At 63.2% G+C, this 23,972-nt stretch carries 20 protein-coding genes, 1 tRNA gene and 1 pseudogene; 6 read left to right on the top strand and 16 right to left on the bottom strand.

The features are described from left to right. The first annotated feature begins 39 nt into the window (after positions 1 to 39). Positions 40 to 1,047: a Bug family tripartite tricarboxylate transporter substrate binding protein gene (locus JQ629_RS02405; RefSeq protein WP_212410899.1), complete on the top strand. Its 1,008-nt coding sequence runs from the start codon at positions 40 to 42 to the stop codon at positions 1,045 to 1,047. Between the two features lie 165 nt (positions 1,048 to 1,212). On the opposite strand, the gene JQ629_RS02400 is transcribed toward JQ629_RS02405, so the two are convergent. Further along, entirely contained in the window at positions 1,213 to 2,208 is a 996-nt protein-coding gene (locus tag JQ629_RS02400) for an MBL fold metallo-hydrolase (protein WP_212410898.1), read from the bottom strand. Positions 2,209 to 2,470: 262 nt separating this feature from the next. Here JQ629_RS02400 and JQ629_RS02395 point away from each other — a divergent pair, with 262 nt between their 5' ends. Continuing rightward, entirely contained in the window at positions 2,471 to 2,641 is a 171-nt protein-coding gene (locus JQ629_RS02395; RefSeq protein WP_212262890.1) for a hypothetical protein, read from the top strand. A 98-nt stretch (positions 2,642 to 2,739) separates the two neighbouring features. Here the strand turns inward: JQ629_RS02395 and JQ629_RS02390 are convergent, their stop codons facing one another. Together JQ629_RS02390 and JQ629_RS02385 are read right to left on the bottom strand one after the other, a co-directional pair. Further along, entirely contained in the window at positions 2,740 to 3,816 is a 1,077-nt protein-coding gene (locus tag JQ629_RS02390; RefSeq protein WP_212410897.1) for a tartrate dehydrogenase, read from the bottom strand. A gap of 137 nt (positions 3,817 to 3,953) precedes the next feature. Continuing rightward, on the bottom strand, positions 3,954 to 4,943 hold the full coding sequence (locus tag JQ629_RS02385) for a tripartite tricarboxylate transporter substrate-binding protein (protein ID WP_212410896.1): 990 nt from the start codon (positions 4,941 to 4,943) through the stop codon (positions 3,954 to 3,956). Positions 4,944 to 5,079: 136 nt separating this feature from the next. Here JQ629_RS02385 and JQ629_RS02380 point away from each other — a divergent pair, with 136 nt between their 5' ends. Beyond that, positions 5,080 to 5,985, top strand: a complete 906-nt coding sequence (locus tag JQ629_RS02380; RefSeq protein ID WP_212410895.1) for a LysR family transcriptional regulator — start codon at positions 5,080 to 5,082, stop codon at positions 5,983 to 5,985. Between the two features lie 123 nt (positions 5,986 to 6,108). Then, a complete protein-coding gene (locus JQ629_RS02375; protein ID WP_212262894.1) occupies positions 6,109 to 6,285 on the top strand; it encodes a hypothetical protein in 177 nt (58 codons plus the stop codon). Positions 6,286 to 6,322: 37 nt separating this feature from the next. On the opposite strand, the gene JQ629_RS02370 is transcribed toward JQ629_RS02375, so the two are convergent. The 9 genes and pseudogenes from JQ629_RS02370 to JQ629_RS02330 all read right to left on the bottom strand — a co-directional run bounded on the left by JQ629_RS02370 (position 6,323) and on the right by JQ629_RS02330 (position 16,820). Further along, positions 6,323 to 6,739: an META domain-containing protein gene (locus JQ629_RS02370; protein ID WP_212410893.1), complete on the bottom strand. Its 417-nt coding sequence runs from the start codon at positions 6,737 to 6,739 to the stop codon at positions 6,323 to 6,325. 193 nt (positions 6,740 to 6,932) lie between these two features. Next, positions 6,933 to 7,298, bottom strand: a complete 366-nt coding sequence (locus JQ629_RS02365; RefSeq protein ID WP_349631202.1) for a hypothetical protein — start codon at positions 7,296 to 7,298, stop codon at positions 6,933 to 6,935. Positions 7,299 to 7,320: 22 nt separating this feature from the next. Beyond that, positions 7,321 to 10,455, bottom strand: a complete 3,135-nt coding sequence (locus JQ629_RS02360; RefSeq protein ID WP_212410892.1) for an efflux RND transporter permease subunit — start codon at positions 10,453 to 10,455, stop codon at positions 7,321 to 7,323. 12 nt (positions 10,456 to 10,467) lie between these two features. Next, positions 10,468 to 12,153 (bottom strand): efflux RND transporter periplasmic adaptor subunit, encoded by a 1,686-nt coding sequence (locus JQ629_RS02355; RefSeq protein WP_212410891.1) that lies wholly within the window; start codon positions 12,151 to 12,153, stop codon positions 10,468 to 10,470. Between the two features lie 74 nt (positions 12,154 to 12,227). Further along, complete coding sequence (locus JQ629_RS02350) at positions 12,228 to 12,731, bottom strand: hypothetical protein (RefSeq protein WP_212410890.1); 504 nt, start codon at positions 12,729 to 12,731, stop codon at positions 12,228 to 12,230. Between the two features lie 230 nt (positions 12,732 to 12,961). Further along, complete coding sequence (locus JQ629_RS02345) at positions 12,962 to 13,324, bottom strand: hypothetical protein (protein ID WP_349631201.1); 363 nt, start codon at positions 13,322 to 13,324, stop codon at positions 12,962 to 12,964. A 25-nt stretch (positions 13,325 to 13,349) separates the two neighbouring features. Beyond that, complete coding sequence (locus JQ629_RS02340; RefSeq protein WP_212410888.1) at positions 13,350 to 13,523, bottom strand: hypothetical protein; 174 nt, start codon at positions 13,521 to 13,523, stop codon at positions 13,350 to 13,352. A 635-nt stretch (positions 13,524 to 14,158) separates the two neighbouring features. After that, a tRNA-His gene (locus tag JQ629_RS02335) sits at positions 14,159 to 14,235 on the bottom strand. 924 nt (positions 14,236 to 15,159) lie between these two features. Then, positions 15,160 to 16,820 (bottom strand): annotated as a pseudogene (locus JQ629_RS02330) (L-lactate permease). A gap of 303 nt (positions 16,821 to 17,123) precedes the next feature. Between JQ629_RS02330 and JQ629_RS02325 the strand changes: the two are divergent. Then, on the top strand, positions 17,124 to 18,875 hold the full coding sequence (locus JQ629_RS02325) for an ABC transporter ATP-binding protein/permease (protein ID WP_212410887.1): 1,752 nt from the start codon (positions 17,124 to 17,126) through the stop codon (positions 18,873 to 18,875). Positions 18,876 to 18,888: 13 nt separating this feature from the next. Here the strand turns inward: JQ629_RS02325 and JQ629_RS02320 are convergent, their stop codons facing one another. Continuing rightward, positions 18,889 to 19,398, bottom strand: a complete 510-nt coding sequence (locus JQ629_RS02320) for an HPP family protein (RefSeq protein WP_212410886.1) — start codon at positions 19,396 to 19,398, stop codon at positions 18,889 to 18,891. Positions 19,399 to 19,467: 69 nt separating this feature from the next. Continuing rightward, positions 19,468 to 20,481: a TorF family putative porin gene (locus tag JQ629_RS02315; protein ID WP_212410885.1), complete on the bottom strand. Its 1,014-nt coding sequence runs from the start codon at positions 20,479 to 20,481 to the stop codon at positions 19,468 to 19,470. A gap of 425 nt (positions 20,482 to 20,906) precedes the next feature. On the opposite strand from JQ629_RS02315, the gene JQ629_RS02310 reads away from it, so the two are divergent. Next, positions 20,907 to 21,353, top strand: a complete 447-nt coding sequence (locus JQ629_RS02310) for a hypothetical protein (protein WP_212410883.1) — start codon at positions 20,907 to 20,909, stop codon at positions 21,351 to 21,353. Here the strand turns inward: JQ629_RS02310 and glcF are convergent. Further along, entirely contained in the window at positions 21,350 to 22,696 is a 1,347-nt protein-coding gene (gene glcF, locus JQ629_RS02305; RefSeq protein WP_212410881.1) for a glycolate oxidase subunit GlcF, read from the bottom strand. The two genes, JQ629_RS02310 and glcF, sit on opposite strands and share 4 nt — an antisense overlap. Next, entirely contained in the window at positions 22,693 to 23,931 is a 1,239-nt protein-coding gene (locus JQ629_RS02300; RefSeq protein ID WP_212410879.1) for an FAD-binding protein, read from the bottom strand. The genes glcF and JQ629_RS02300 overlap by 4 nt, the downstream gene beginning before the upstream one ends. Positions 23,932 to 23,972: the final 41 nt, after the last annotated feature.

The following is a 23,972-nucleotide window of genomic DNA, read 5'->3' as shown; positions in this document are numbered from 1 at the left end:
TAAGAACGTGGATCGACATCGCTGGAGGGAGGCAATCTGGTGGTTAGGCTCTCACATCGTCGCAACGTCATGAATGCCGTGATCACCCTTGCATCTGCCATCGCCTTCGCAGGCCCGCTGGTGGCGAGCGCGGCCGTGCATGCCGCCGAGTTTCCAGCGCGCAGCATCACGCTCGTCGTCCCCTACCCGGCCGGCGGCGGCGTCGACGCCATGGCGCGCGTGGTAGCGCAAAAACTGTCCGATGCGTTCCGCCAGACCGTGACCGTCGACAACCGCGGCGGCGGAGGAGGAACCATCGGCACCCGCGCCGTGGCGCGCGCCGCGCCTGATGGCTACACGCTGCTGCTGGGCCACACCGGCACCCTCTCCATCAACCCCAGCCTCTACACCAAGCTCGGCATGGACCCGCGCAAGGATTTTGCGCCGATCGGTCTCGTCGCATCGATGCCGGTGGCCCTGCTTGCGCACCCGTCGTTCTCAGCCAAAACGGTCGCTGAGGTGATCGCGCTCGCGAAAAAGGAGCCGGGCAAACTCAATATCGGTACTTCGCCGGTCGGCACCGGCGGCTACATGTGCGCGGAACTGTTCAAGGCCGAATCCGGTATCGATGCCGCTATCATTCCCTACAAGGGCACGGCGCCCGTGATGAACGACCTGCTCGGCGGCCATGTGCCTGTCGCGTTCGGCGTGCTGCCGCCGGCGCTCGGCAATATCGCGGCCGGCCAGTTGCGCGCCATCGCCGTCACCAGCAAGCAGCGCTTCTCGCTACTGCCTGACGTGCCGACTTTCGACGAATCTGGCATGCCCGGCTTCGAAGCCGTGCTGCATTACGGGCTGCTGGCGCCGTCAGGCACGCCGCCTGACATCGTCGAAATCCTCAGCGCCGAGCTACGCAAACTTGTTAGCGATCCGGAGGTGCAAAAACGCATCCGGATCGAAGGCGGCGATCCCCTGGCCTCGACGCCGGCCGAATACGCCGACGACATCGACAAGGAAGAGAAGAAGTGGAGCAAGCTCGTGCATCAGCTCGGGCTGAAGGTGGAATAGCGGCGGCTATTGCTCCCTCGCCCCGCGCTTGCGGGGATAGGGTCGGGGTGAGGGGCTCTCTCCGCGAACGCTGATGCAAATTGATAGACCTGTACCCCCTCACCCGGATCGCAAGTGCGATCCGACCTCTCCCCGCAAGCGGGGCGAGGTGAAGCCGATCGCACATCAAATATTCGGATTCCACATCACCGGAATCTCCCGGTAGCCGCTGCCGTGTTTCTCGACATGCGCGAGCGACGGGAACGGGTAATGGAAACCCTGCACCCGCATCCTGTCGGCCGCCAGCATGTCGTAAACCTTGCGGCGGGTCGCTTCCGCCATCGCCGGGTCCTGATCGTAAAAAACGTGCCAGTCGGGATGCCGGACGAACAGGAACGGCACGTGGGTGACGTCTGATTGCACGTAGACGGAATCCGAGCCTGAAGCGATCACGAACGAGCTATGGCCGGGCGAGTGCCCGGGCGTACCCTGCGCGGTGACGCCGGGAATCACTTCCTTGCCCCCCTCATAGGTTCTCACACGCTTCAGAGCCTCCGGCGTGAAGACCCGCCGCACATTCTTGAAGACGCCCTCGATACGGCCTTTGGGGGCGCGGCTCATCTCGCCGTCGTCCATCCAGTACTGGTGCTCCCTGGCGGGCACCAGGATCTCGGCATTCGGATAGGTCAGTGAATTGTCGTCCATCAGGAGGCCGTTCATGTGGTCGCCGTGGTAGTGCGAGATGATCACGACGTCGACGGCGTTGCGGTCGATGCCCGCGGCCGCGAGGTTGGTCACGAACTGGCCGGCGGTGCCGTTGCTCTTCTTGTAATTGCTCTCGCCGGTGCCGGTATCGATGATCGCCAGCTTCGATCCGGTGTTGATGGCGATCGGGTTGTAGGGCGTGGTCATCATGTCCTTTTCCATGAAGACCTCGGCGAGCGCGGCGTTCACCGCATCCTTCTTGATGTTGGTGACGTGATCCTCCGCCATCTTGAAGCGGTTGACGCCATCGGTCGCCACCGTCACCTCGATGCTGCCGATCTTGTAGCGGTACCACCCGGCGGTCTGCTTGCCCGCTGGCGGCGTCGCGGCGCGAACTGGCTGACTGAACGGCAGGCTCGTGGCCGCTGCCGCGCCTGCGGCAGCCGACATCAGATCGCGGCGCGTGAAAGCCGTCATTGGCGTCTCCCCTCAATTATTTATCCCGGGATTTAGCTCCCGAATTGGCGTGAATACTCCTGATTTTTGGGACCTTCCGCAAGCCGAAGCCAGACCGAATCTTCGGAGCCGGCCGGTTCGGGAGCTACCCGGCCCGCATTTCCTCGCCCGCCCCCCGCCTGTCACCTGGGGAACAGCGCGCCGGCGCGGCAGCAGGCATTGTCTTCCTCACCGGACAGCGGACGCGATGGTCGCGCCGCCCGGAGCAAAGGGAGATACTGCGATGAATACCAGGATCAGGAATGCCGATACCCTCGACACGCGCGCGCTTGCCGACCACGAACTCGAAGCCGTCACCGGCGGCAAGGCCACCTATTACCAAATGGGAGGCCATTGGTACATTGTCGGTCACAACAAGTACGGCCAGTCGACCGGCGCGGTTCGCGTGACTTGATGGACCCTGCCGGACCTGCAAAGGAAACCGGCAATGCAAAGGGCGGCCGCAAGGTCGCCCTTTCTTCGTTTCAGATCGCTGCGACGGATCGCACGATCTCAGTCGTTGGCGCCGTGGATGGAGGCAACGACCGCGGCCGTGACCTCGTCGGTCCTGGCCTTGCCGCCGAGGTCCGGCGTGTGAAAGCGGGGATCGGCCGTGACACGCTCGATCGCCTGCATCAACCGCGTCGCGGCTGCCGGCTCGCCGAGGTGCTCCAGCATCATCACCGATGACCAGAACGTTCCGACGGGATTGGCGATGCCTTTGCCGATGATGTCGAAGGCCGAGCCATGTATAGGCTCGAACATCGAGGGATAGGTTCGCTCCGGATTGAGGTTGGCGGTCGGCGCGATGCCGAGTGAGCCGGCGAGCGCGGCAGCGAGATCCGACAGCACGTCGGCGTGCAAATTGGTGGCGACCACGGTATCGATGGTCTCCGGCTTCATGACCATGCGCATGGTCATCGCATCGACCAGCATCTTGTCCCAGGTCACGTCCTTGAACTCGGCCGCGATCTCGGTGGCGATCTCGTCCCACATCACCATGGCATGGCGCTGGGCGTTGGACTTGGTCACGACGGTGAGCAGCTTGCGCGGCCGCGACTGCGCGAGCTTGAAGGCGAAGCGCATGATGCGCTCGACGCCGGGACGGGTCAGGATCGAGACGTCGGTTGCGACTTCGAGCGGCAAGCCCTTGTGGACGCGGCCACCGACGCCGGCATATTCGCCTTCCGAGTTTTCGCGGACGATCACCCAGTCGAGCTCCTTGCCGTGGACGTTGCGCAGCGGGCTGGTGATGCCGGGCAGGATCCGCGTCGGGCGGACGTTGGCGTACTGATCGAACGGCTGGCAGATGGCGAGCCGCAGCCCCCACAGCGTAATATGATCAGGCACGTCAGGCGCGCCCGCCGAGCCGAACAGGATCGCGTCGTGGTTCCTGATCTGGTCTCGGCCATCCTCCGGCATCATGATGCCGTGTTTCTTGTAGTATTCAGATCCCCAGTCAAAATGATCGACCTTGAACTTGAAGTTGCCGTCGCGCTGGGCCAGCGCGTGCAGCACCTCGACACCTGCGGCAATGACTTCGGTGCCGATCCCGTCGCCCGGGATGGCGGCTATGGCGTACGTCTTCATCGAATGGTCTCCGGATTGCGAATGTCGTTTTGAATGAGGGGCTGCGTGCGACGGGAGTTTCGTTTCGCTCAGTTTCCCTTGCTAGTTTCCCTTGCCTAGTTTCCCTTGCCTAGTTTCCCTTGCCTAGTTTCCCTTGCCTAATTTCCCTTGGCGCCTGCTGCCTTGATCACGGCGCCCCAGCGCGGCACTTCGGCTGTCAGATGCGCCTTGAGCGCCGCCGGCGTCGCCAGTTCCGCCTGGACCGGCTCGGTGCCGAGATTGGCAAACCGCTCGATCACCTTGGGGTCCTTCAGCGCGGCCTGAAGGGCTGTGACCAGCTTGTCGGTCGCTTCTTTGGGCAATCCCTTCGGGGCCCACATCGCATGCCAGGCCGAGACCTCAAATCCCTTGACGGCGCCGCCGTCGAGCGTCGGCAGGTCAGGCAATGACGAGACTTTGGCTTTGGTCGTGACCGCAAAGCCCTTGATCTTGCCTTCCTTGATCTGGTTGGTGGTGTTGGTGGTCTGGTCGCACATCACGTCGAACTGGCCGCTGAGCAGGTCGTTCATGGCCGGCCCGGTGCCGCGATACGGAATCCCGTTCATCTGCACGCCGAGCTCCTTCATCAGCATCAGCATGCAAAGATGCGAGGCGGAACCGATGCCGGCATGTCCGTAGACGGCCTTGTCGCCGCTTGCGCGAATCCACGCCACGTACTCGGTCACATTGTTGGCAGCAAGTGTCGGCTTGGACACCAGGGTCATCGGCACGTCGGTGATGCGGCCGAGGTGGTCGAAATCGTCGACGACATCATATTTGAGGGAGTCGTAGAGCGCGGGCGCGGTGGCGTGCGCGATGTGCCAGATCGCGAGCGTGTAGCCGTCGGCGGCCGACTTCGACACGCGCGCCATGCCGAGCGTGCCACCGGCGCCGCCGACATTTTCGACCAGGATGGTCTGGCCGAGGCTTCGGCCCATCGATTCCGCGATCAGGCGGGCCACGGTGTCGGTCGGCCCTCCGGCCGCCGCCGGAACGATGATGGTGACCGGTTTTGTCGGAAAGGCGGTCTGCGCGAAGGCCGTGGGTGACGCCCATAGCGACGCGGCCGCGAGGGCGCCGGAAAGGATCGTACGACGATTGAACCGCATTGGGTCGCTCCCTGCAGAATTCGTTGATTGGCTGATTTCAGCGCTTCCGGACAAGCTACGGCTAAAGGCCACGCGCCTTCAATCGGCATACGATTATACAAATATTTGATGTAATCTGCCCGGGGGAGGACGAAATATGGAACTGCACCAGCTTCGCTGCTTCGTTGCGGCGGCCGAGGAATTGCATTTTGGGCGCGCGGCCCAACGGCTGGAAATGCTCCCTTCCGCGCTCGGGCGTTACATCCGGCTGCTTGAAGACGATCTCGGCACCCGGCTCATGACGCGAACGACGCGCAGCGTGACGCTGACCGACGATGGCGTCGTCCTGCTCAAGGAGGCCCGCGCCTTGCTGGCGCAGGCGGACAATCTGGCGGTCAAATTCCAGGCGCGGGGCCGCAAGCAGGGCGCGATCATCCGCGTCGGCGCGATCGACAGCGCAGCGGCGGGACTGCTGCCGATGCTGCTTTCCGACTTTCGCGAACAGAGACCGGATGTCACGGTGAAATTGACGGAAGACAAGACGATCCGGCTGTTGCCGGCGCTGCTCTCCGGCCGGCTCGACATCGCCCTGGTGCGCCCTCCCGAGAAACCCGACAAGCGGCTCGAATTTCTGTTTCTCCTGCACGAGACGGCCGTCGTCGCGGTGCCGGATCATCATCGCCTCGCGTCGAGAAAACGGGTGACCGTCGCCGACCTTGCCGAACAGCCGCTGATCGTACCCGAGCGCCGGTCGCGCCCGCATAGCCACGATCTGACCATGAAACTGTTTGCTCAGGCTGGACTGCAGGCGCGCGTCATCCAGATTGCCAATGAAAAGCAGACCATCGTGAATCTCGTCGCGGCCGAACTCGGCGTTGCCATCGTGCCGCGATGGACATCGCGAATGGCGGCGCGTGGCGTTCGGTTCGTTCCGCTCGCGGGGTCAGACATGAACCGCTTGCCGCTCGCAGCCGCCTGGACCCGCGGCGCGCGCGATCTCATCAGGGACGAAATGCTGGAGATCCTCAAAGCTTCGCTTAAGCGCTATGCAAAGGACGCGTGAAGTCAGGACGGTCACGGAACGAGCCGTGGGCTGAGTGATCTGGATCACAAACAAGCCGGGTCGGAGAAAGGCAAAGTCCCGTTCGTCGCAGCGCCGTGCTGCGCCTAACGAAGGAAAACAACCATGACCGATTTCACTCCCGTCAAAGCCGAAGCATTGACTTCCGATGAACTCGATCGCGTTGCCGGTGGCATCATCATCGTGAGCGGATTGCAGCGCCAGTTTACCTCCAGGCTGGACTGGGTCGCGCTCAATCCGCAGCCGCTGCCGCCGAAGGTTTTCTTCTCATTCGGCCGCTGATCGCGGCCGTTGCCTCCGGCATTGCGAACTCGCTTGGCTAGTTCGTATTGAGCCGGAACCGCAGCGTCCTGGTGCCGATGAACGATATCGCATCGCCCTGCCGCTTCCAGGTCGCGGCATCGGTCAGTGCGGCGATCAGTTCGTCGTCGGCCTGGGCGCGATTGGGCGGACAATTACGGTTCTCCATCGCGCCGGCGACGAAGATCACGGTGTTGCCCGCCACCGAAAACTGCCCCTTGCCGCCCTTGCACCAGAGTTCGAGCACCACTTCGCCGGCGTCGCCAATCTCGAGATTCGGTATCCGCTTGGAGCCAGGCTGCGGCGGGACATCCATGGTCATTTCCATTCCGAACGGAAAGCCGTTGTCGGCCTGGGCTTGACCGGCATTGGGGACGGAAACCAGCAGCACCGAGGCAACGCCTGCGAGCTTCACCATGCGCGCGAATGAAATCATGTAACCTCTCTTGAAAAATCCTCAACCCCGATATCGCGCCGTTCTATTGAACAAGTATGTCATTGGCTAGGCCCGTTCGGCGGCCTTCTGTCCTGCGTCGGCTGAGGCGCAAAATGCCGCACCGAAGAAAACCCCGCGGGCTGCGCCGCGGGGATTTTTTGTTGATCGATATCGGTCTTGCCTCGCAATCCGCTCAATTGAATTTTGCCTGCACCGTCTTTCCATCAGGCCCGGTCAATTGGACGACACCTTTCGGCTGTGGCGGCAATGCGACGCTGGCTGTGCCGGAAAGCAGCGCGCTCCCGGCAGGCTCCAGCAGAATTCGCTGGGATTTGCCGCCGACAACGAGGATGGCAATCGCCTTGAATCCTGTCGCGGGAATCGATTTCTGGTTCTCGTCACTGACGAAAATTTCGAGCCTGTCGGATTTCGAGACCAGCTCGACATGATACGAACCGGCTTCCGCGACCGACCCGCCATTCATTCCCTTGTGGTCGTGCGCCGAGGCGGAAGCGGACCAGGCCAGCACGGCCACAACCATCAGAAATTTCGCATTCACCGTCATTCTCCGAATGTTGATGTCAAAAAGCTTCGGCGGCTGAATTTGCCGGGGCCGTTCCCGCCTTGCCGTCGGCACCCCGCCGCAGCCGCTCCAGCGGAGCTTCGCCATAGCGAAGGAAGAGAACGGGCGTCAGCAGCGTGTCGAGCAGGGTCGCGCTGAGGAGACCGCCGAAAATCGTCACGGCCACCGGATGGAGAATTTCCTTGCCGGGATTTGCCGCATCGATCAGCAGCGGCACCAGCGCCACGCCGGCCGCCATCGCCGTCATCAAGACCGGCGTCAGCCGCTCGACGCTGCCGCGAACCACGAGGTCGTGGCCGAACGGCATTCCTTCTTTCAGCGCCAGGTTGATGTAGTGGCTGATTTTCAGGATGCCGTTGCGAACCGCAATGCCGGTCAGCGTGACAAATCCGACCATCGACGCAACCGAGAGCGGTTGGCCCGCCAGCCAAAGCGCCGCGACCGACCCGATCAGCGCCAGCGGGACGTTGCCCATGATGATGAAGGCGAGCACGGTCGAGCGGTAGCGGCTGTAGAGAATGGCAAACACCAGCAACAGCGACAGCAGCGAGAGCACGCCGATGGTCCGGCTTGCTTCCTCCTGGGCCTGGAATGTTCCCTCCAGCCGAACGTAGAAGCCTTCGGGAAGCCTGGTCGACGCGGTCACCTTGCGGATCGCCTCGATGATGTCGGTCATGTCGGCCGTCCCGTCGGCGTTCGCCAGCACCACCACACGGCGGCGGCCGTTCTCGCGCAGGATCTGGTTGGGGCCTTCGGTCTCCTTGACGTCGGCGATCTGCCGGGCGGGGATCCATCCGGCCGGCGTTTCGATCAAGAGGTCGCCCAGGGTTTGCGTGGTGCGAAGCCGATCCGGCAGCCGCATCGTGACGTCGAACCGGCGATAGCCGTCCACCACCCGTGAAATAACGCGGCCGTTCGAGAGCCGGCTGAGCTGCTGGATCACGGCGGCCGGCTGCACGCCATAGAGCGCGGCACGGCCATAATCGACGCGGATTTCCAGCTGCGGAATCAGCACCTGCTTTTCGACCTGCAGGTCGGTGAGACCCGGGATCTCCGCCAGCTTGCCGCGCAACATGTCAGCGGTCGCGCGCAGGCTGTTCAGATCGTCGCCGAACACTTTCAGCGCAATTTCGGCCCGAACGCCCGAAAGCAGATGGTCGAGCCGGTGCGAAATCGGCTGGCCTACGTTGATCGCAGCGGGAAGCACGGCGAGCCGGGCCCTTATATCCGCGACGATTTCGGTCTTTGGCCGTTTCGTTGGCTTGAGATTGACCTCGAGGTCCGACGAATGGACGCCTTCGGCGTGTTCATCCAGCTCCGCCCGCCCGGTTCGCCGGCCAACGGTCTTGACCTCGGGCACCTCTAGGATGAGGCGCTCGGCAATCAACCCGACGCGATGGGATTCGGCGAGCGAGATTCCCGGATTGAAGAGCATGTTGATCGTGAAGGTGCCCTCGTTGAAGGGCGGCAGGAATGCGCGGGGAAGATAGAATGCGGAAGCCGCCGCGATGACGACCGCCGCGAGTGCGGCAGCCATCAAGGCGCGCTGATGGTGGAAAACCCGTTCCAGCAAGGCCGCATTGGCGCGCTTGAGCATCGCTACCAGCGCGCTGTCGCCGTGATCGAGGCGCTTGAGATGCGGAAGCATGTGATACGCCATGACCGGGGTCAGGGTGATGGAGACCGCAAGGCTGGCGAGAATCGAGATGATGTAGGCCTGACCAAGCGGCGCAAACAGCCGGCCTTCTATACCCGACAGCGCGAACAGCGGCACGAACACCAGAACGATGATGGCGGTCGCATAGACGATGCCGGAGCGCACTTCCTGGGATGCCGATACGACGACGTCGAATGCCGGGCGGGGATGCTCCAGGGCGCGATTTTCGCGCAAGCGCCGGAAGATGTTTTCGACGTCGACGACGGCGTCATCGACCAGCTCGCCGATGGCGATGGCAATGCCGCCAAGGGTCATGGTGTTGATCGACAGGCCGGCAAAATAGAACACGACCGCGGTCGTCAGGATCGACACCGGGATCGCAGCCAGCGAGATCACCGTGGTCCGCCAGTTCATCAGGAACAGGAACAGCACGATGGCGACGACCGCGCCGGCCTCGAGCAGGACACGCTGGACATTGCCGATCGAGGTTTCGATGAAATTGGCCTGGCGGAAGATGATCTGGTCGGCCTTCATGCCCGTTGGCAGCGAGGCCGTGATTTCCTTCAGGGCCTGTTCGATCTCGCGCGTGAGCCTGATAGTATCGACGTTCGGCTGCTTCTCGACCGAGACGACGACGGCGGGCTTGCCCATATAGCCGGCGTCGCCGCGCTTGACCTTGGGTGCGAACTCGACGGTAGCGACCTGCTTCAGATAGACCGGCCCGCCATTGACCTGCGCCACCACCACGTTGCGAAGGTCGTCCAGATTGGTGGTCCGCCCGATGTTGCGGATCAGATATTCGCGGGCATGCTGATCGGTAAATCCGCCGCCGGTATTGACGCCGAACTGATTCAAAGCCAGCTCGACCTGCTCGTAGGTGACGCCGAGGCTGCGCAACGCCGGCGGATTGGGCGCGATCCGGTATTGCCGGACCTCGCCCCCCATCGGAATCACCTGCGCGACGCCGGGGATCGTCAGCAGCCGCGGCCGCACCACGAAGTCCGCGGTCTCGCGGACTTCCATCGCCGATGCGCGGTCGCTGGTCACCGCGACCAGCAGCACCTGGCCCATGATGGAGTTGATCGGTCCCAGTTGCGGAACGGTGTTGGGCGGCAACTGGGTCCGGATCAGATTGAGGCGCTCGCCGATCTGCTGCCGGTTACGATAGATATCGGTACCCCAGTCGAATTCGACATAGACGATCGAAAGGCCGATGCCGGAAACCGAGCGGACCCGCGTCACGCCGGGAACACCGTTCATCTGGGTTTCGATCGGAAAGCTAACGAGCTGTTCAACCTCGGGGGGCGCAAGCCCGTCCGACTCGGTCATGATCGTGACCGTCGGCTTGTTCAGGTCGGGAAACACGTCGACCGGGAGGCGGCCGGCGCTGAAGATGCCGAGCAACACCAGGGCCAGCGCCGCCGCCATGACCAGGAGGCTGTTGCGCAGCGACTGTGTGACGAGAAAGCGAAACATCTGCCCTGCTCCTCAGCGCACTTGGTCAAGGAGTTCGGCGCCCTGCACGACAAGACGCTTGCCTCCGGCGAGGCCGGTGGCAATGAACACGCGGTCGCCGTCGAGTGGCTCCACCCGTACCGGGCGCTGTTCGAAGCGCTCGGGCGCGACGTGCTCGTAAACCACCTCCTGGCCGTTGGCGTTGCGCACCAGACTGGCCCGCGGCACCGCAAGGCCGACCTTTTCCTCATTGGTGGTGGCCAGGACCGTGACGAACTGCCCGGCGCGAAGGCCGGAATGGTCGCCCTGAATCGCGAACTGAACCGGAATGGATTGATTGCGGTCCGCAAAGCCGGAGCCCTGATAGACCAGCGTGAAGATGCGATCGGTCCCGAGGTTGGCGGTCGCGCTGCGAACGCCCGCCAGCGGGTCGAAGCTGCGGGCTTCGACCCACAGACGGGTCGGATCGATGATGTGGAAGATCACGGCATTGGACTGGGCGATCTGTCCGGCTACCGGCGTGCCCTCGGCAATCACACCGTCGACCGGAGCCACCAGCGCTTCGGGCTCACGTCGCGCCCGGTCGAGCGATCCGCGGCGGTCTTTCAATCCCTGCAGCTCCGACCTTGTGTCTTCGAGCTGGGAACGGGCAATGGCGCCGCTCGGCACCAGCGTTTCATACCGGGCGAGCCGGCGCTCCACGATGGAAATTTGCTGGTCGAGTTCGCCCTGGCGCTGGCGCATATCCGACACATCGATGGCCTGCAGCGGCGGGTCGACATAAGCGAGCACGTCGCCTTTCTTGACCGGCGTCCCCAGCCTTGGAAAACCGCCGGGCGGGGCTGAGAGGCGGCCGCCCACCGAAGCCTGCACGAAGCCGCTGGCGTTTGGATCGGGAATGATCCGGCCCGGCAGCTCGATGGCGCGCGGGTGCGCGCGGGATTCGGTCATCACGGTACGAAGGGCGAGAATGTGTTGCGTGCTCTTGGGTACGAACACGCCTCCGTCAGGCAGGCGCTGCGCGAGGTCGCGAACCGACTGCATCGCTGCCGCCGGAGCTGTGTGATCATGGCCGTCATGGGAGCGGGATGGGTTGTTGGACAGGACGAACGCGCCGGCGACGAGGAGAACCATCGCCGCCGCTCTGCGACGCCGCCGGACCAGCGCCATGACGCCGATGCCGGCAGCAAGCCCGGCCAGGATGGCGATGAACAGCGCCGGGCCGTCATGATTGAAGTGATAGCCGACCTCACCCGCGATGGCGGAGGTCGAGAACCACGAAGTCGGTCCGGCCTTGGCCCCCGGAGCATCCGGAATCACCAGCCGGGCGGGCAACACATCCACATTGCCGTCTTTCGCGACCGTGAAGATCAGGTCGTAGGCACCCGGCTTGCCGGACCAGGGCGCGTCGAGGCGATAGGGCTCGCCCGGCCTGGCTTCGGCTTTCTGCGGCCCGGCGGGCGTTTCGATTTCGATTTCGGCGCCATCCACCGGCTCGTTGGTTGCGAACCGGTCGAGATAGATGACGAGCACGCCTTCGCGCGCAATCGCAACCAGTTCATGCGCGTCCGAGTCGCTCTCGGCACGCGGCGCGAGACTGGCGCTCGGCGCCGGAACGGGCGCGCCATGATCGTGGCCTTCGTGTGCCAGCACCGGGCCTGCCATGAGCAGGAATAACATAGCCGCCACGCACCGCGCGGCACGGAACAAAAAGGACATCTGAATAACTCACCTGAGAAGAAGCGTGTTCTCGCTCGCGCGGCCGGCACGTCGTGCCGCCGCGACATCGTTGCTCAGGTGAGCGATCGGGGCGGTTTACGCAGGCTTGCGGGCTCTATGCCCGAAGCAAGCACGGCACCGGTAACGTCAAGACGGTGCGAATGAACCGCGGGAGGCAAACATTGCGCGGCTGCAACCAAAGCGGCCCCGCCGCAGCACCCCATGCCCGCCCCGCAACAACCGTCCACGCATCCGTCCGCATCGATCGGCGCTGCGCCCGGCGGTCGACCTGCGGTCAGGATAAGCTGGTGCGGGATAGATCCGATAGTCTCGGCAAGGGAGGCCTTGGTAAAGTCAGCCTCTGCAAAGACGTCCTTGGTGAACGCAGCCTTGGTGAGGTGGTGCGCCACCGGCGCATGGACGCCGTGAGGCACCGCATGATGATGAACGTGGACATGTCCCTGCAGGCGGTGGGCCTGGTCGGCATGGGCGCGGGCCAAGGCAGGCGCAAATTGAACGGCGATCAGGACGATCACCGCACAAACAAACTGCCAAAGCTTTGGGTTCGCGTTCATCATGCTCACAATATCACAGGGCTCTCGGCACTGCATAGGTCAGGTTAAAGATGGCTAACGCCTGCTGCGGGCCATTTGTCTTTCGGTCGTCTTGCATCTTTCTGTCGTCTTCAGGCCAGCAACGGTTCACGAGGCTTTGATGAACGGGGCCGCTGGTCCGGACAGGGTGTATATTCGCGCTCGAAACTGAATACTATTACGGTCCGCATCCGTTCAGGACGCGCTCCGCAGCCTCAGTTGAATTTGGCTTGCACGGTTTTGCCATCGGGTGAGGTCAGTTGCACCACCCCCTTCGGCTGCGCCGTCAACGCATCGCTGGCGGTTCCGGAAAGCCGCGCGCTTCCGGCAGGTTCCATCGCAATGCGCTGGGCTTTGCCGTTCACGACAAAGATGCCAATGGCCTTGAACCCGGTTGCCGCGATCGGCTTCTGGTTTGCATCGCTGATGTAGAGATCGACCTTTTCGGATTTCGAAACCAGCTCGACATGATACGAGCCGGCATCCTCGACCCTGCCGCCATTCGTGCCCTGGTGATCGTGCGCCCAGGCACAAGCGGACGAGGACAGGAGCGCAGCAACCATTAGAAACTTCTTCATTGTCATTCTCCAGATGCGATGGCGATCAAGCCCAGGCGGTAAGCCGGCCGACGGCGTCGGCCGGCTTTTTCTCGTTAGTGGTGGTGGTGACCGTGGTGGTGGTGATGGCCGTGGTGGTGATGGTGATGGCCATGATGATGATGGCCGTGGTGCCAGCCCCAACGCCAGTGATGATGATGACCATGATGGTGATGGCCATGATGATGGTGGCCGTGATGGTGATGGCCGTGATGGTGATGCCAATGCCCCGCGCTGCTTGCGGAGACGCCGGCGACCAGGATGACGGTTGCAGCGACTGCAGAGAGGATTGCTTTACGAAACGACATGGTAGCTCCTTGGGTTCTGGTAGCAGGGGATCTGCTCCATAGTTCGAACCCTATGATCGTTGCCGGCGGCTGAACGTGAGCTGAAACACGTTGGTGCACTCGCCTCTTCTTGAAGCGTGGACCTGCAAGCGAATTCGCAAGGCAAATCAGACACGAACTGCGCATTCATCTCGGCGTGCGCCACAATGACGCGCGTCGAAATTGCTTCGTCGTCGATCGTGTCGATGTGTCGAATCGTGTGCATGGCTGTTTGACGCGCGCGTCATTCACATCGTTCATGGAAAATTTCTGAACAGTTGTTCAGGTGTCCGCTCGGCGATGAAGGGAAAGACGATCGCCAGCACTATTGAAGGTCGCAACCAGCGCCGCGACATGGCGCAATTCCTTGCTGCTCACTTGCGACGTCGGCCGCAGTGAAACTCGGGTTCGGCAAATAGTCGGTTCGGCTCGATGGAGAACCAGGCAAATGGACGTTGTGATGGAAGCTGATTTGACCGCCTTGAAAGGCTGGTACAGTTGGGTGGGTTCGAACCACCGACCTCCTGTTCCACAGACAGGCGCTCTAACCAGCTGAGCTACAACTGCATCCTGCGCGAAGCCTAGGGAAGGATTTGCTTCGGCCATTTGTGACTACAGCACGCGTCATCGACTGAATGTGAGCTGGCGCACACAGTGGATCGGCTGACGAAAATGACAATCCAGCTTCGTCATTGCGAGCCACCCGGTCGGCGCGTAGCGCCGCCGGATGACAGGCTCCGCGAAGCAATCCATGGCACCACTTGCGGAGGCATGGATTGCTTCGTCGCTGTCGCTCCCTTGCACAAACGCGTTGCGTTTGTTGCAGGCAATGACGACGTAGCGAGAGTGGCTGCGACAAATTAACCCGACGGGCAAAATTCCGCTTCCCTCGTCGGGCAAATCAGCGGTTTGAATTGTCGCGTCCCGCCCGACAAGAGGGGCGTGCGCACGTCACGAACGCGCGGCGGGATGCGGTGGACGCTTGTTCACGTCTGACGACGGCGTGGATTAGGCGTACGGCAAAACCGTGTGGTCCTGGCGCCCGTTGCCGGCGTCAAGCTGTCGGAGAAGCGTGAGCGGAAACGGCGGCGACGGAGTCAACCAAGAACTCGTCTCCGGGGAGAGCGCGGCATAAGCCGTAAAGCCATTGCGCAGGGAAGGCCGGGTGTTCTCCGCTGCCCTGTATGCTCGTGTGCATTTTGTTTTGTGCTAACCGCACACGGGACCGCGGGTGCAGCGCGCACCCGGTCTTCCCTGCGCCCTCTTATTTTGGGGGCGAAGATTTCCAGCAAAGCTCGGGCGCATCGCGTCGCGAGAATGCGAAACTGTTTCCGCGTCATTGCGAGGAGCGTTTGCGACGAAGCAATCCATTCTTACTTCGATTGCCGCGCGATGGATTGCTTCGCTGCGCTCGCAATGACGTGGACAGGCCGCGGCGTACTGGATCCCCCACTTTCGCCGGGACGACATCTCCGTACGTTCAGTTGCACCCTACTGCAGGACCATCAACGTGAACGGATAGACGTAAGCCTGCAGTGTCACCAGCCCGCCGACCAGACATGCCAGCACGATCGAATGCAGAAATACATAACGAAGGATCGAGCCTTCGTGGCCGTACCAATTGGTCGCCGTCGAGGCGACGACGATCGATTGCGCGTCGATCATCTTGCCCATGACGCCGCCGGAGGAATTGGCGGCGGCCATCAGGATCGGCGACAGGCCCAGCTGCTCGGACGTGATCTTCTGCAGATTGCCGAACAGCACATTGGAGGCGGTGTCCGATCCCGTCAGCGCCACGCCGAGCCAGCCGAGCAAGGTGCCGAAGAAGGGATAGAGCACGCCGGTTGCAGCGAAGGCCAGGCCGAGCGTGGCATCGACGCCGGACAGCCGCGTCAGCGTGCCGATCGCCAGCATCGCCGAGATCGTGATCAGCGAGATCGCACACAATTTGATGGTGCGGCCGTATTCCGCAATCATCTTCGCCGGCGAGAAACTCATCAGGAAACCGGAAATGATCGCGGCGATCAGCATGCCGGTGCCGGTGAACGACAGATAGGTGAAGTCGAACAGCGCGGCTTCCGGTGTCGGCCTGGCGGCGACCGGGGGCACCTTGTTGATCAAATTGTGCAGTTCGGGGACCTGATACTTCCAGACGAAGCTGGCGTTCGCCCAGCTCTTGAACCCGCCATTGCCCCAGATCAGCATCACCACGCAGACGATGATCCACGGCAGCAGCGCGCTCCACAATTCGCTTTGCGTGAGCGGCGTCTTGTCCATCGGCTTCGGCGTCGTCATGGTCGCGGCCGATTCATCCCTACCGCGCAAGGCGGGCGACAACCAAAGCTCCCTGGGCTGCCACACTTTCAGGAACAGGATCAGGCATCCCATCGAAATCAGCGAAGCGCCGATGTCGACGATCCAGGGGTTGATGTAGTTCGAGATCACGAATTGCGGGATCGCGAACGAGACGCCGGTGACCAGAATCGCCGGCCACACGTCCTTCATGCCTTTCCAGCCGGCAAAGGCCCACACCACCCAGAACGGCACGATCAGCGAGAACAGCGGCAATTGCCGGCCGACCATCGCGCCGAGTAGGGATCGAGACCGGTGACCGAGGCCAGCCCCTGGATCGGCGTGCCCAGCGCGCCATAGGCAACCGGTGCGGTGTTGGCGATCAGCGACAGGCCGGAGGCCGCCAGCGGCGAGAAGCCGAGCCCGATCAGAACCGCGCCTGTGATCGCAACCGGCGTGCCGAAACCGGACGCGCCCTCGAAAAATGCACCGAAGGCGAACGCGATCAGGAGCAATTGCAGGCGACGGTCGTTGGTGACCCCGCCGATGGCGCGCTTCAACAATTCGAAGCGGCCGGTCTCGACCGTAATGCGGTAGAGGAAAATGACATTGAGGACGATCCAGCCAATCGGGAAGAAGCCGACCACCACGCCGAGCAGCGATGCCCGGACCGACATGCCCGCGGGCATGTGGTAGATGGCAATGGTGACGATGTTGGCGACGATCAACGCAGTGATGGCCGCGATGTGCGCCTTGACCTTGCCGCTGGCGATCAGCACCAGCAATGTGACCACCGGCACGGCGGCGGCAAGCGTCGACAATGTCGCGTTGCCCAGCGGATTATAGACTTGATCCCACATGTTCGGATTCTCCCCGGTTTATTATTGGGCACCCGGCCGCGTGGACGGTCTGGTGTGCCTGGCGCCTGCGGAAACGTTGCTCTCATCCGCGAGATCGACTGCTGGTTCGGCAGTTCGCCGAAACCCGCTCACAACCTCGCGAAGTCCAGAGGTCCCCCGCCCCTCGCCGTGGCAGCCATGCTAGGGTCAACCCGGTAGCTGCGACAAGCCGCCGCAGGCTACGAAATCTGCTACTTTAGTCCAAAAACCCTGATTCTTCCGTTCTTTCAGGCCTTTAAGGCCACCTCCCGGAGACGACAATCTGTGAACAGCATCCGCTCGACGCTCGCGACCGTATGGCGGATCGCCGCTCCCTATTTCCGTTCCGAGGACAAATGGGCCGGCCGCGCGCTGCTCGCTGCCGTGATCATGATCCAACTGGCGCTGGTCGCGATCGATGTCCTCGTGAACCAGTGGCAGAATCGCTTCTTCAACGCGCTGCAGGAATACAATTGGGACGTCTTCGTCAGGGAGATCGGCGTCTTTTGCGTGCTGGCGAGCTGCGCCGTCGTGCTTGCCGTCTACCAGCTCTACCTCAATCAATGGCTGCAGATTCGCTGGCGGCGCTGGCTGACCCGGCACTATCTCGGCGAATGGATGCACGGCGCCAATCACTACCGCATGCAATTGCAGGGCGACGCGGCCGACAATCCGGACCAGCGCATTGCCGATGACGTCAGGCTGTTCGTCGAGCGGACGCTGGATATCGGGCTGAGCCTGTTGAACTCGGTGGTGACGCTGCTTTCCTTCGTCATCATCCTGTGGGGGCTGTCGGCGGCCGCCCCCTTGCACCTGTTCGGCAAGGAGTACGCCATCCCGGGCTACCTGGTCTGGGGCGCGCTGATCTATGCCGTCCTCGGCACGGCGCTGACGCAATGGATCGGCTCACCTTTGGTGCGGCTTGATTTCAAGCAGCAGCAATTCGAGGCCGACTTCCGCTTCAATCTGGTTCGGGCACGGGAGAACTCCGAGCAGATCGCGCTGTTGCAAGGCGAGCGCGCGGAGCGCCTGGGGCTTTGGGCGCGTTTCCACCATGTGATCGAAAACTGGTACGGCATCATGAGCCGGACCAAGCGGCTGACCACGTTCACCGCGAGCTATTCGCAGGCCGCGGTGATCTTTCCATACATCCTGGTGGCGCCGGCCTTCTTCGAAAAGAAGGTCCAGCTTGGCGGCCTGACCCAGACCGCGTCCGCGTTCGGCAGCGTGCAGTCGGCGCTGTCGATCTTCGTCACGATCTACCGCACGCTGGCCGACTGGCGCGCCATCGTCGCCCGTCTCGACGGGTTTGAAGCGGCCATCGCGAGCGCCAGGGCGCTGGAGAAATCGAGCGAATCGATCGACGTCGTCGCATCCCAGGGCGGCACAGCGATCGACCTGCGCGAGCTCACGCTGCGTCTGCCCAACGGCACGCCGCTGGTCTCGGCCGATGCGTTAAGCCTTCGCGGCGGCGAGCGTACGCTGCTCACCGGCCCGTCGGGCTCCGGCAAATCGACCCTGTTCCGGGCCATCGCCGGCATCTGGCCGTTCGGCAGCGGCTCGATCGCGATCCCCGCCGGCGCGTCTGTCATGATGCTGCCGCAGCGGCCTTACTTTCCGATCGGATCGCTGCATGGGGCGATCGCCTATCCCGGCGCAAACGAAACCTTCAGCGCCGATCGGGTCAGGGAAGCGCTTACCCTGGTCGGCCTGCCCAAGCTTGCCGGGCGGCTGGAGGAGGAATCGCACTGGAACCGGATGCTCTCGCTTGGCGAGCAGCAGCGCCTCGGGCTGGCGCGCGCGCTGTTGCACGCGCCGCAATATCTGTTCCTCGACGAGGCGACGGCCTCGCTCGACGAACCCTCGGAAGCCGCGCTGTACAATTTGCTTGGCTCGAAACTGCCGCAAACCACCATCGTCTCGATCGGCCACCGCTCGACGCTCGAGGCCTTCCACCAGCGCCACGTCGCCATGGTCCGCACCGGCGACCAGTTCACGTTGCGGGAAGCGGTCAGCGCCCAGCCGGCGCAAGCCTGATAGCCGTCCCGGACTACAGCCAGCGCCGCGGCCAGGGCTGGCGGCGGACCCAGCGATGCCAGACCAGTGCGAACGCGGCCAGAAGCGCCGCGCCCGCCAGCACCGGCACGAACAAAAAAGTCCAGGGCAGATTGCCGGAAACCACCAGCAGCGGATTGATCCCCGCCGGCGGATGAAAAGTACCGGTCACATACATCGCCAGAATGGACAGGCCGACCGCGGCGGCCGCGGCCCAGGCATGCGGGCCCAGCAACTTCAGCACGGCGAGGCCGACCAGGGCGCTGACGACATGGCCGCCGATCAGCGCGCGCGGCTGCGCCGGCTCCGCGTCCGGCGATCCGATCACCAGCACGATCGAGGTCGCGAACGGAATGACCGCCAGCGGATATTGCGCGACGACCGAGAACCACTCCATGGCACCGATCGCGAGCGCGCCGCCGAGGCCCGCGACCATCCCCGCCAGAACATTGCGGTGATCGTTGCGGGAGGTCGCGCCCGCGGTGCGCCGCCAATCCCATTTCATCGGAGCCGCCCCAAAAGCAAAGGGGGCGGCAGATTGCTCTGCCGCCCCCAAATCTTCGCGAAGAAGATATTACTTCAGGTTGGTCAGCGCGGTCAGGTCAGCCGAGAGCTTGACGATGCCGGCTGCGCCGCACCAGTTCGAACCCACGCCGGACGGATTGATCGCAGTGACGTTGGTTCCGGTAAAGGCGTTGATTTCGCCGCGAGCGGTGAAGTCGCTGGTGAAAGCGTTGCAATCGCCCTTCGACAGGTTGGTGTCGGAGTAACGGAAGTCCAGCGTGAACACCTTGTAGGTGAAGCCGATGCCGATATTCCAGGTGTTGTAGTCGGCGTAGTTGATGCCATTCGGGAATACTGCGGTCCCGTAGAACGAGTCCGACGTGCCCAGCCACTGGCGGCCGAACTCACCCGACACGTACATGCCGAGGCCGCTGGTGCCGAACCAGGCGCTCGGCGCGATCACCTTGCCGACGATCGAAGCATAGGTGCCTTCGGCGCCGCTGTTGAGGAAGCTCGGCGTATAGTAGGCAGTGCCGCCCAGCGAGAAGTTGTCGTTGAAGGTGTAGTTCACCTTGCCGTAGACCTCGAAGAAGCTGACGTCCTTCTTGAGCACGTTGAGATTGAGCAGGGTGTTAGCCTGGCATTCAGCGCTGAGCGGGACGCCGGCGAAATCGGCGACAGCGCCGCCACCGTATTGGCAGGTTCCACCCGGATAGATGTAGCCCCAGGCGCCGACATCGAAGGCAAAGGCGCCGACCGTCAGGCGGGCACCGCCGTAGGCGTCGACTTCAGCGGCTGCACGGTTGGGGAACGAGATGCTCGCAGCACCCAGGCCGACGTACAACTGGAAGTCCTTGGTGACGTTGTAGCGCGGCTCGAAATAGGCGTTGACCGACGGCTTGTGGTTGGACTGGGTGATGCCGCGGAAGATGTAATCGTTGGTGATGCCGGCGCCGAAGGCGATATCCCAGGGATCGAACGCGACAGGCGGCGGGGCCTTCACAGCCTTGACACGCAAGTCTGCCGCGAGAGCCGAACCCGATACCATTGCCAGCGCCGTTGCTAACAAAGCCAGTTTCTTCATGACGATCCCCATCACCTTCTAGAACAGTCCCGTTCCGGTGGCCCCCCAGGGCGAGCGATAACCGACTGCAACCAAACTCAACGGCAATCTGGGACCTGCCGTCATGGGCGTGAAGCAAAAAAGACAATCATCTGCCGCCTTTTTAGGCGTTCTGTCTGTTTCGGAAAATGTTGTCGGCGGGTGTTGCATTCCCACAACAAGTTTGGCGGTCTTCGTGTCCGTTGGGCGACATCTGGAACCGGCAAAACAAGGGGTCAGCCGCCCGCTTGCCTGAGCTGCGGCCGAATCAACAGCCTCCGTAGAAATCCGTGGTGAAATTGATCAGCCGGCCGGCCTCAAGAAAAAAAGCCGCAGCGGTGGACGCTGCGGCTTTCCGATAGATCAACCTTGACGGTCCGCGTTCAACCTAGTGTTGATCGCCGCCATTGGACGAGCCGGAGCCCCATGACGGGGTCGATGACTCCGAACTCGGCGTTGCCCAGCTCGGAGCGGGCGCAGCTTCGGGCTCTGGCGCCGGAGCCGCCACCGGGGCTGCCGGCTTGGGCGCAGCAGGCTTGGCGGCGGCTTTCTTTTTCTTCGCCGGGCTCTTCGCCACGGCTTTCTTGGCGGCTTTCTTGGCAGCCTTCTTCGGAGCTGCCTTCTTGGCGGATTTCTTTGCGCTCTTCTTCGAAGCCTTCTTGGCCGATTTCTTTGCCGACTTCTTGGCGGCCTTCTTCGACGACTTCTTCGCGGATTTCTTCTTCGCCGCTACCGCCTTCTTGGCCTTTTTAGCCTTCTTGCTTTTCTTGCTCTTCTTCGCTTTAGCCATCGTGGTCCTCCTGTTGCCGCTGGTCGTGTCAGTCGAGCGCTCGAATAGTCGGCCGATCGATTAGTTCAATGCCGGCCTTGTCAGTCCAGGCCCCTTCAATTCAGGTTTTGGACCTCCTGTCGCCCAATCGAGAAGCTCAATCGTGTGCACCACAGGAACTGACGTACCGCCGGCAATCTGCACCATGCACCCAATATTGCCCGCAGCGATCATGTCCGGTTTGACTGTCGCAATATTGGCGATCTTGCGATCGCGCAATCTGCTCGCAATGTCAGGCTGGAGAATGTTGTAGGTCCCCGCCGAACCGCAACACAAATGGCTCTCGGGTACATCTTTCACCACGAATCCATTCTTGGAAAGCAATTCTTTCGGCGCGTGCGTGATTTTCTGTCCGTGCTGCAGCGAACAAGCCGAGTGATAGGCGATGGTGACGTCGCCTTGCTGGCTCGATGGATGCAGATCGATGCCGGCGAGATACTCGGTGATATCCTTTGTCAGCGCGGATATTCGTGCAGCAGGGCCGGCGAATTCGCGGTCCTCGCGCAGCATGAAACCATAGTCCTTGATGACCGTGCCGCAGCCCGACGCCGTCACCAGGATGGCGTCGAGGCCACCTTGTTCCGCTTCGCTTTGCCAGACCGTGACGTTGGCGCGGGCGCGCGCCAGTGCGTCGCCGTCCTGCCCGAGGTGATGGGTGAGCGCGCCGCAGCATTGCTCGTCCCTGACCAGCACCACCTCGATGCCGTGGCGCGTCAGGAGATTGATGGCGGCCTGGTTGATGCGCGGCGCCAGCACCTGCTGGGCACAGCCCTGCAGCAGCGCGACCCGCCCCCGCCTGTCGCCAATGGCCGGGAAAACACTGCCGGCGGCAGGTCCCGGCGCCGGCAGGCTGCCGGGCGCGAGCGCCAGCATCGCCTTGATCCGCCGCAGCAGGGTGGGTGTCGGCGGTGCGGTCTTCGGTGTCGGCAACAGGCCAGCGAACGGCCGGCCCAGCCGCGCCATGATCATGCTGGCGCGGAACAGACGCGGCCGCGGCAGCACAAAGGCCAGCACCGCGCGCAAGGCCCGCTCGCCCAGCGGCCTGGAATAATCCCGCTCGATCCTGACCCGCGCCTGATCGACCAGGTGCATGTAGTTCACGCCCGATGGGCAGGTCGTCATGCAGGCGAGGCAGGACAGGCAGCGGTCGATATGCTTGACCACCTCCTTGGTCGGCGGGCGGCCCTTCTCCAGCATCTCCTTGATGAGATAGATCCGGCCACGCGGGCTATCGAGTTCGTCGCCGAGCAGCACGTAAGTCGGACAGGTCGCGGTGCAGAACCCGCAATGCACGCAGGCGCGCAGGATCTTGTCGGCTTCAGCGATGTCAGGGTCGGCCAGTTGAGCGAGTGAGAATTCGGTTTTCATGTCGCGACCGCCCGCAGCAAGCGGCCCCGGTTGAGGATGTTCTTGGGATCGAAGCTCAGGCGGACGCGCTCGCTCAAGGCGGCCACGCCGCCGGATTGCGGATGGAACACGTCGACATTGCGCCGCACCAGTTCGGACGCCCGGACCAGCATCGCATGGCCGCCGGCGGCATCGACGCGCGCACGCAGCAGGGCCGCCTGCGCGTCCGGCCTGGGCGGCAACGCCGCCCAGATCAGCCCGCCGCCCCAATCGTAGATCACGTCGCCGCCGGTGTCGCGCGAAAGCTGCTGCCCGAGCGCGCCGCCGGAAGCCGGCGGACACACGATCCGCCACACCGGCCACGCCCCCAGCGCGCCTTGGGCCGCAAACGGCAGGACATCGCGGATCGAACTCCAGATCGCCGCCGACACAGCGTCATGCAGCACCTCCACGGCGCCGAACGGCGCGAGGGTCTTGCCGAGCGAGCTGGCGCGGTCGGCGGCGGAAGCCTCGATGCCTTCCAGCCGCAGCAGGGTCGTCGCCTGCCCCGGCGCACCGAGACCGGCCAAGGCGCCGGCCGCGGACCGGAACGCGGAATTCGGCAGATGCGCCGCACCCGACACGTCGTAGGGCGAGCCCAATGCCGCCGTCATCGCCCGGTTGGCGGTGACATCGTCGAGCCCGCGCAGCACCAGCGTGCGTTCGCTTTCGGGTTTCGGCATCACCTTCAACGTCACTTCCGTCAGGACCGCCAGCGTGCCCCACGACCCCGCCAGCAATTTGCAGAGATCGTAACCGGTGACGTTCTTCACCACCCGCCCGCCGGTTTTGAAACTGTCGCCGAAGCCGGACACCGCATGCGCCCCCAGAAGGTGGTCGCGGGCGCCGCCGGCCCTGATGCGGCGCGGGCCGGCAAGGCCTGCGCCGATCATGCCGCCGATGGTGCCGGCGCCGGAGACACCGAGCAGCGCCGAGGTGTCCATCGGTTCGAACGCGAATTGCTGGTTCTTAGAGTCGACCAGCGACAGCACATCGGCAAGCGGCGCGCCCGCCTGCACCGTGATGATCAGCTCATTCGGCTCATACGCGGTGACCGCGTTCAGCGCCGACAGTTCGAGCACGGCGTTGGTCGCCATCGGCTGGCCGACCAGGCGTCTGGAACCATGGCCAACGATTTCCAGCGGCTGCTCGCTGGCGATCGCCGCCCGCACCACCTGCTCGACATCCTTGGCGTCACGTACTTTCAAAGTGTCCACGGTGCCAACATCTGCTTCTTGTTGTCATCGTCCGCGAAGGC

The organism is Bradyrhizobium sp. AUGA SZCCT0222 (assembly GCF_018130205.1).
Lineage (GTDB): Bacteria > Pseudomonadota > Alphaproteobacteria > Rhizobiales > Xanthobacteraceae > Bradyrhizobium.
Note: the sequence above shows the minus strand (reverse complement) of the source record. Positions and strands in the feature narration are given on the sequence as shown.

Coding starts and splice junctions, on each gene's coding strand:
- JQ629_RS02400 (WP_212410898.1), bottom strand. CDS start 2,208: ATGACGGCTTTCACGCGCCGCGATCTGATGTCGGCTGCCGCAGGCGCG.
- JQ629_RS02395 (WP_212262890.1), top strand. CDS start 2,471: ATGAATACCAGGATCAGGAATGCCGATACCCTCGACACGCGCGCGCTT.
- JQ629_RS02390 (WP_212410897.1), bottom strand. CDS start 3,816: ATGAAGACGTACGCCATAGCCGCCATCCCGGGCGACGGGATCGGCACC.
- JQ629_RS02385 (WP_212410896.1), bottom strand. CDS start 4,943: ATGCGGTTCAATCGTCGTACGATCCTTTCCGGCGCCCTCGCGGCCGCG.
- JQ629_RS02380 (WP_212410895.1), top strand. CDS start 5,080: ATGGAACTGCACCAGCTTCGCTGCTTCGTTGCGGCGGCCGAGGAATTG.
- JQ629_RS02375 (WP_212262894.1), top strand. CDS start 6,109: ATGACCGATTTCACTCCCGTCAAAGCCGAAGCATTGACTTCCGATGAA.
- JQ629_RS02370 (WP_212410893.1), bottom strand. CDS start 6,739: ATGATTTCATTCGCGCGCATGGTGAAGCTCGCAGGCGTTGCCTCGGTG.
- JQ629_RS02360 (WP_212410892.1), bottom strand. CDS start 10,455: ATGTTTCGCTTTCTCGTCACACAGTCGCTGCGCAACAGCCTCCTGGTC.
- JQ629_RS02355 (WP_212410891.1), bottom strand. CDS start 12,153: ATGTCCTTTTTGTTCCGTGCCGCGCGGTGCGTGGCGGCTATGTTATTC.
- JQ629_RS02350 (WP_212410890.1), bottom strand. CDS start 12,731: ATGATGAACGCGAACCCAAAGCTTTGGCAGTTTGTTTGTGCGGTGATC.
- JQ629_RS02345 (WP_349631201.1), bottom strand. CDS start 13,324: ATGAAGAAGTTTCTAATGGTTGCTGCGCTCCTGTCCTCGTCCGCTTGT.
- JQ629_RS02340 (WP_212410888.1), bottom strand. CDS start 13,523: ATGGCCATCACCATCATGGTCATCATCATCACTGGCGTTGGGGCTGGC.
- JQ629_RS02320 (WP_212410886.1), bottom strand. CDS start 19,398: ATGAAATGGGATTGGCGGCGCACCGCGGGCGCGACCTCCCGCAACGAT.
- JQ629_RS02315 (WP_212410885.1), bottom strand. CDS start 20,481: ATGAAGAAACTGGCTTTGTTAGCAACGGCGCTGGCAATGGTATCGGGT.
- glcF (WP_212410881.1), bottom strand. CDS start 22,696: ATGAAAACCGAATTCTCACTCGCTCAACTGGCCGACCCTGACATCGCT.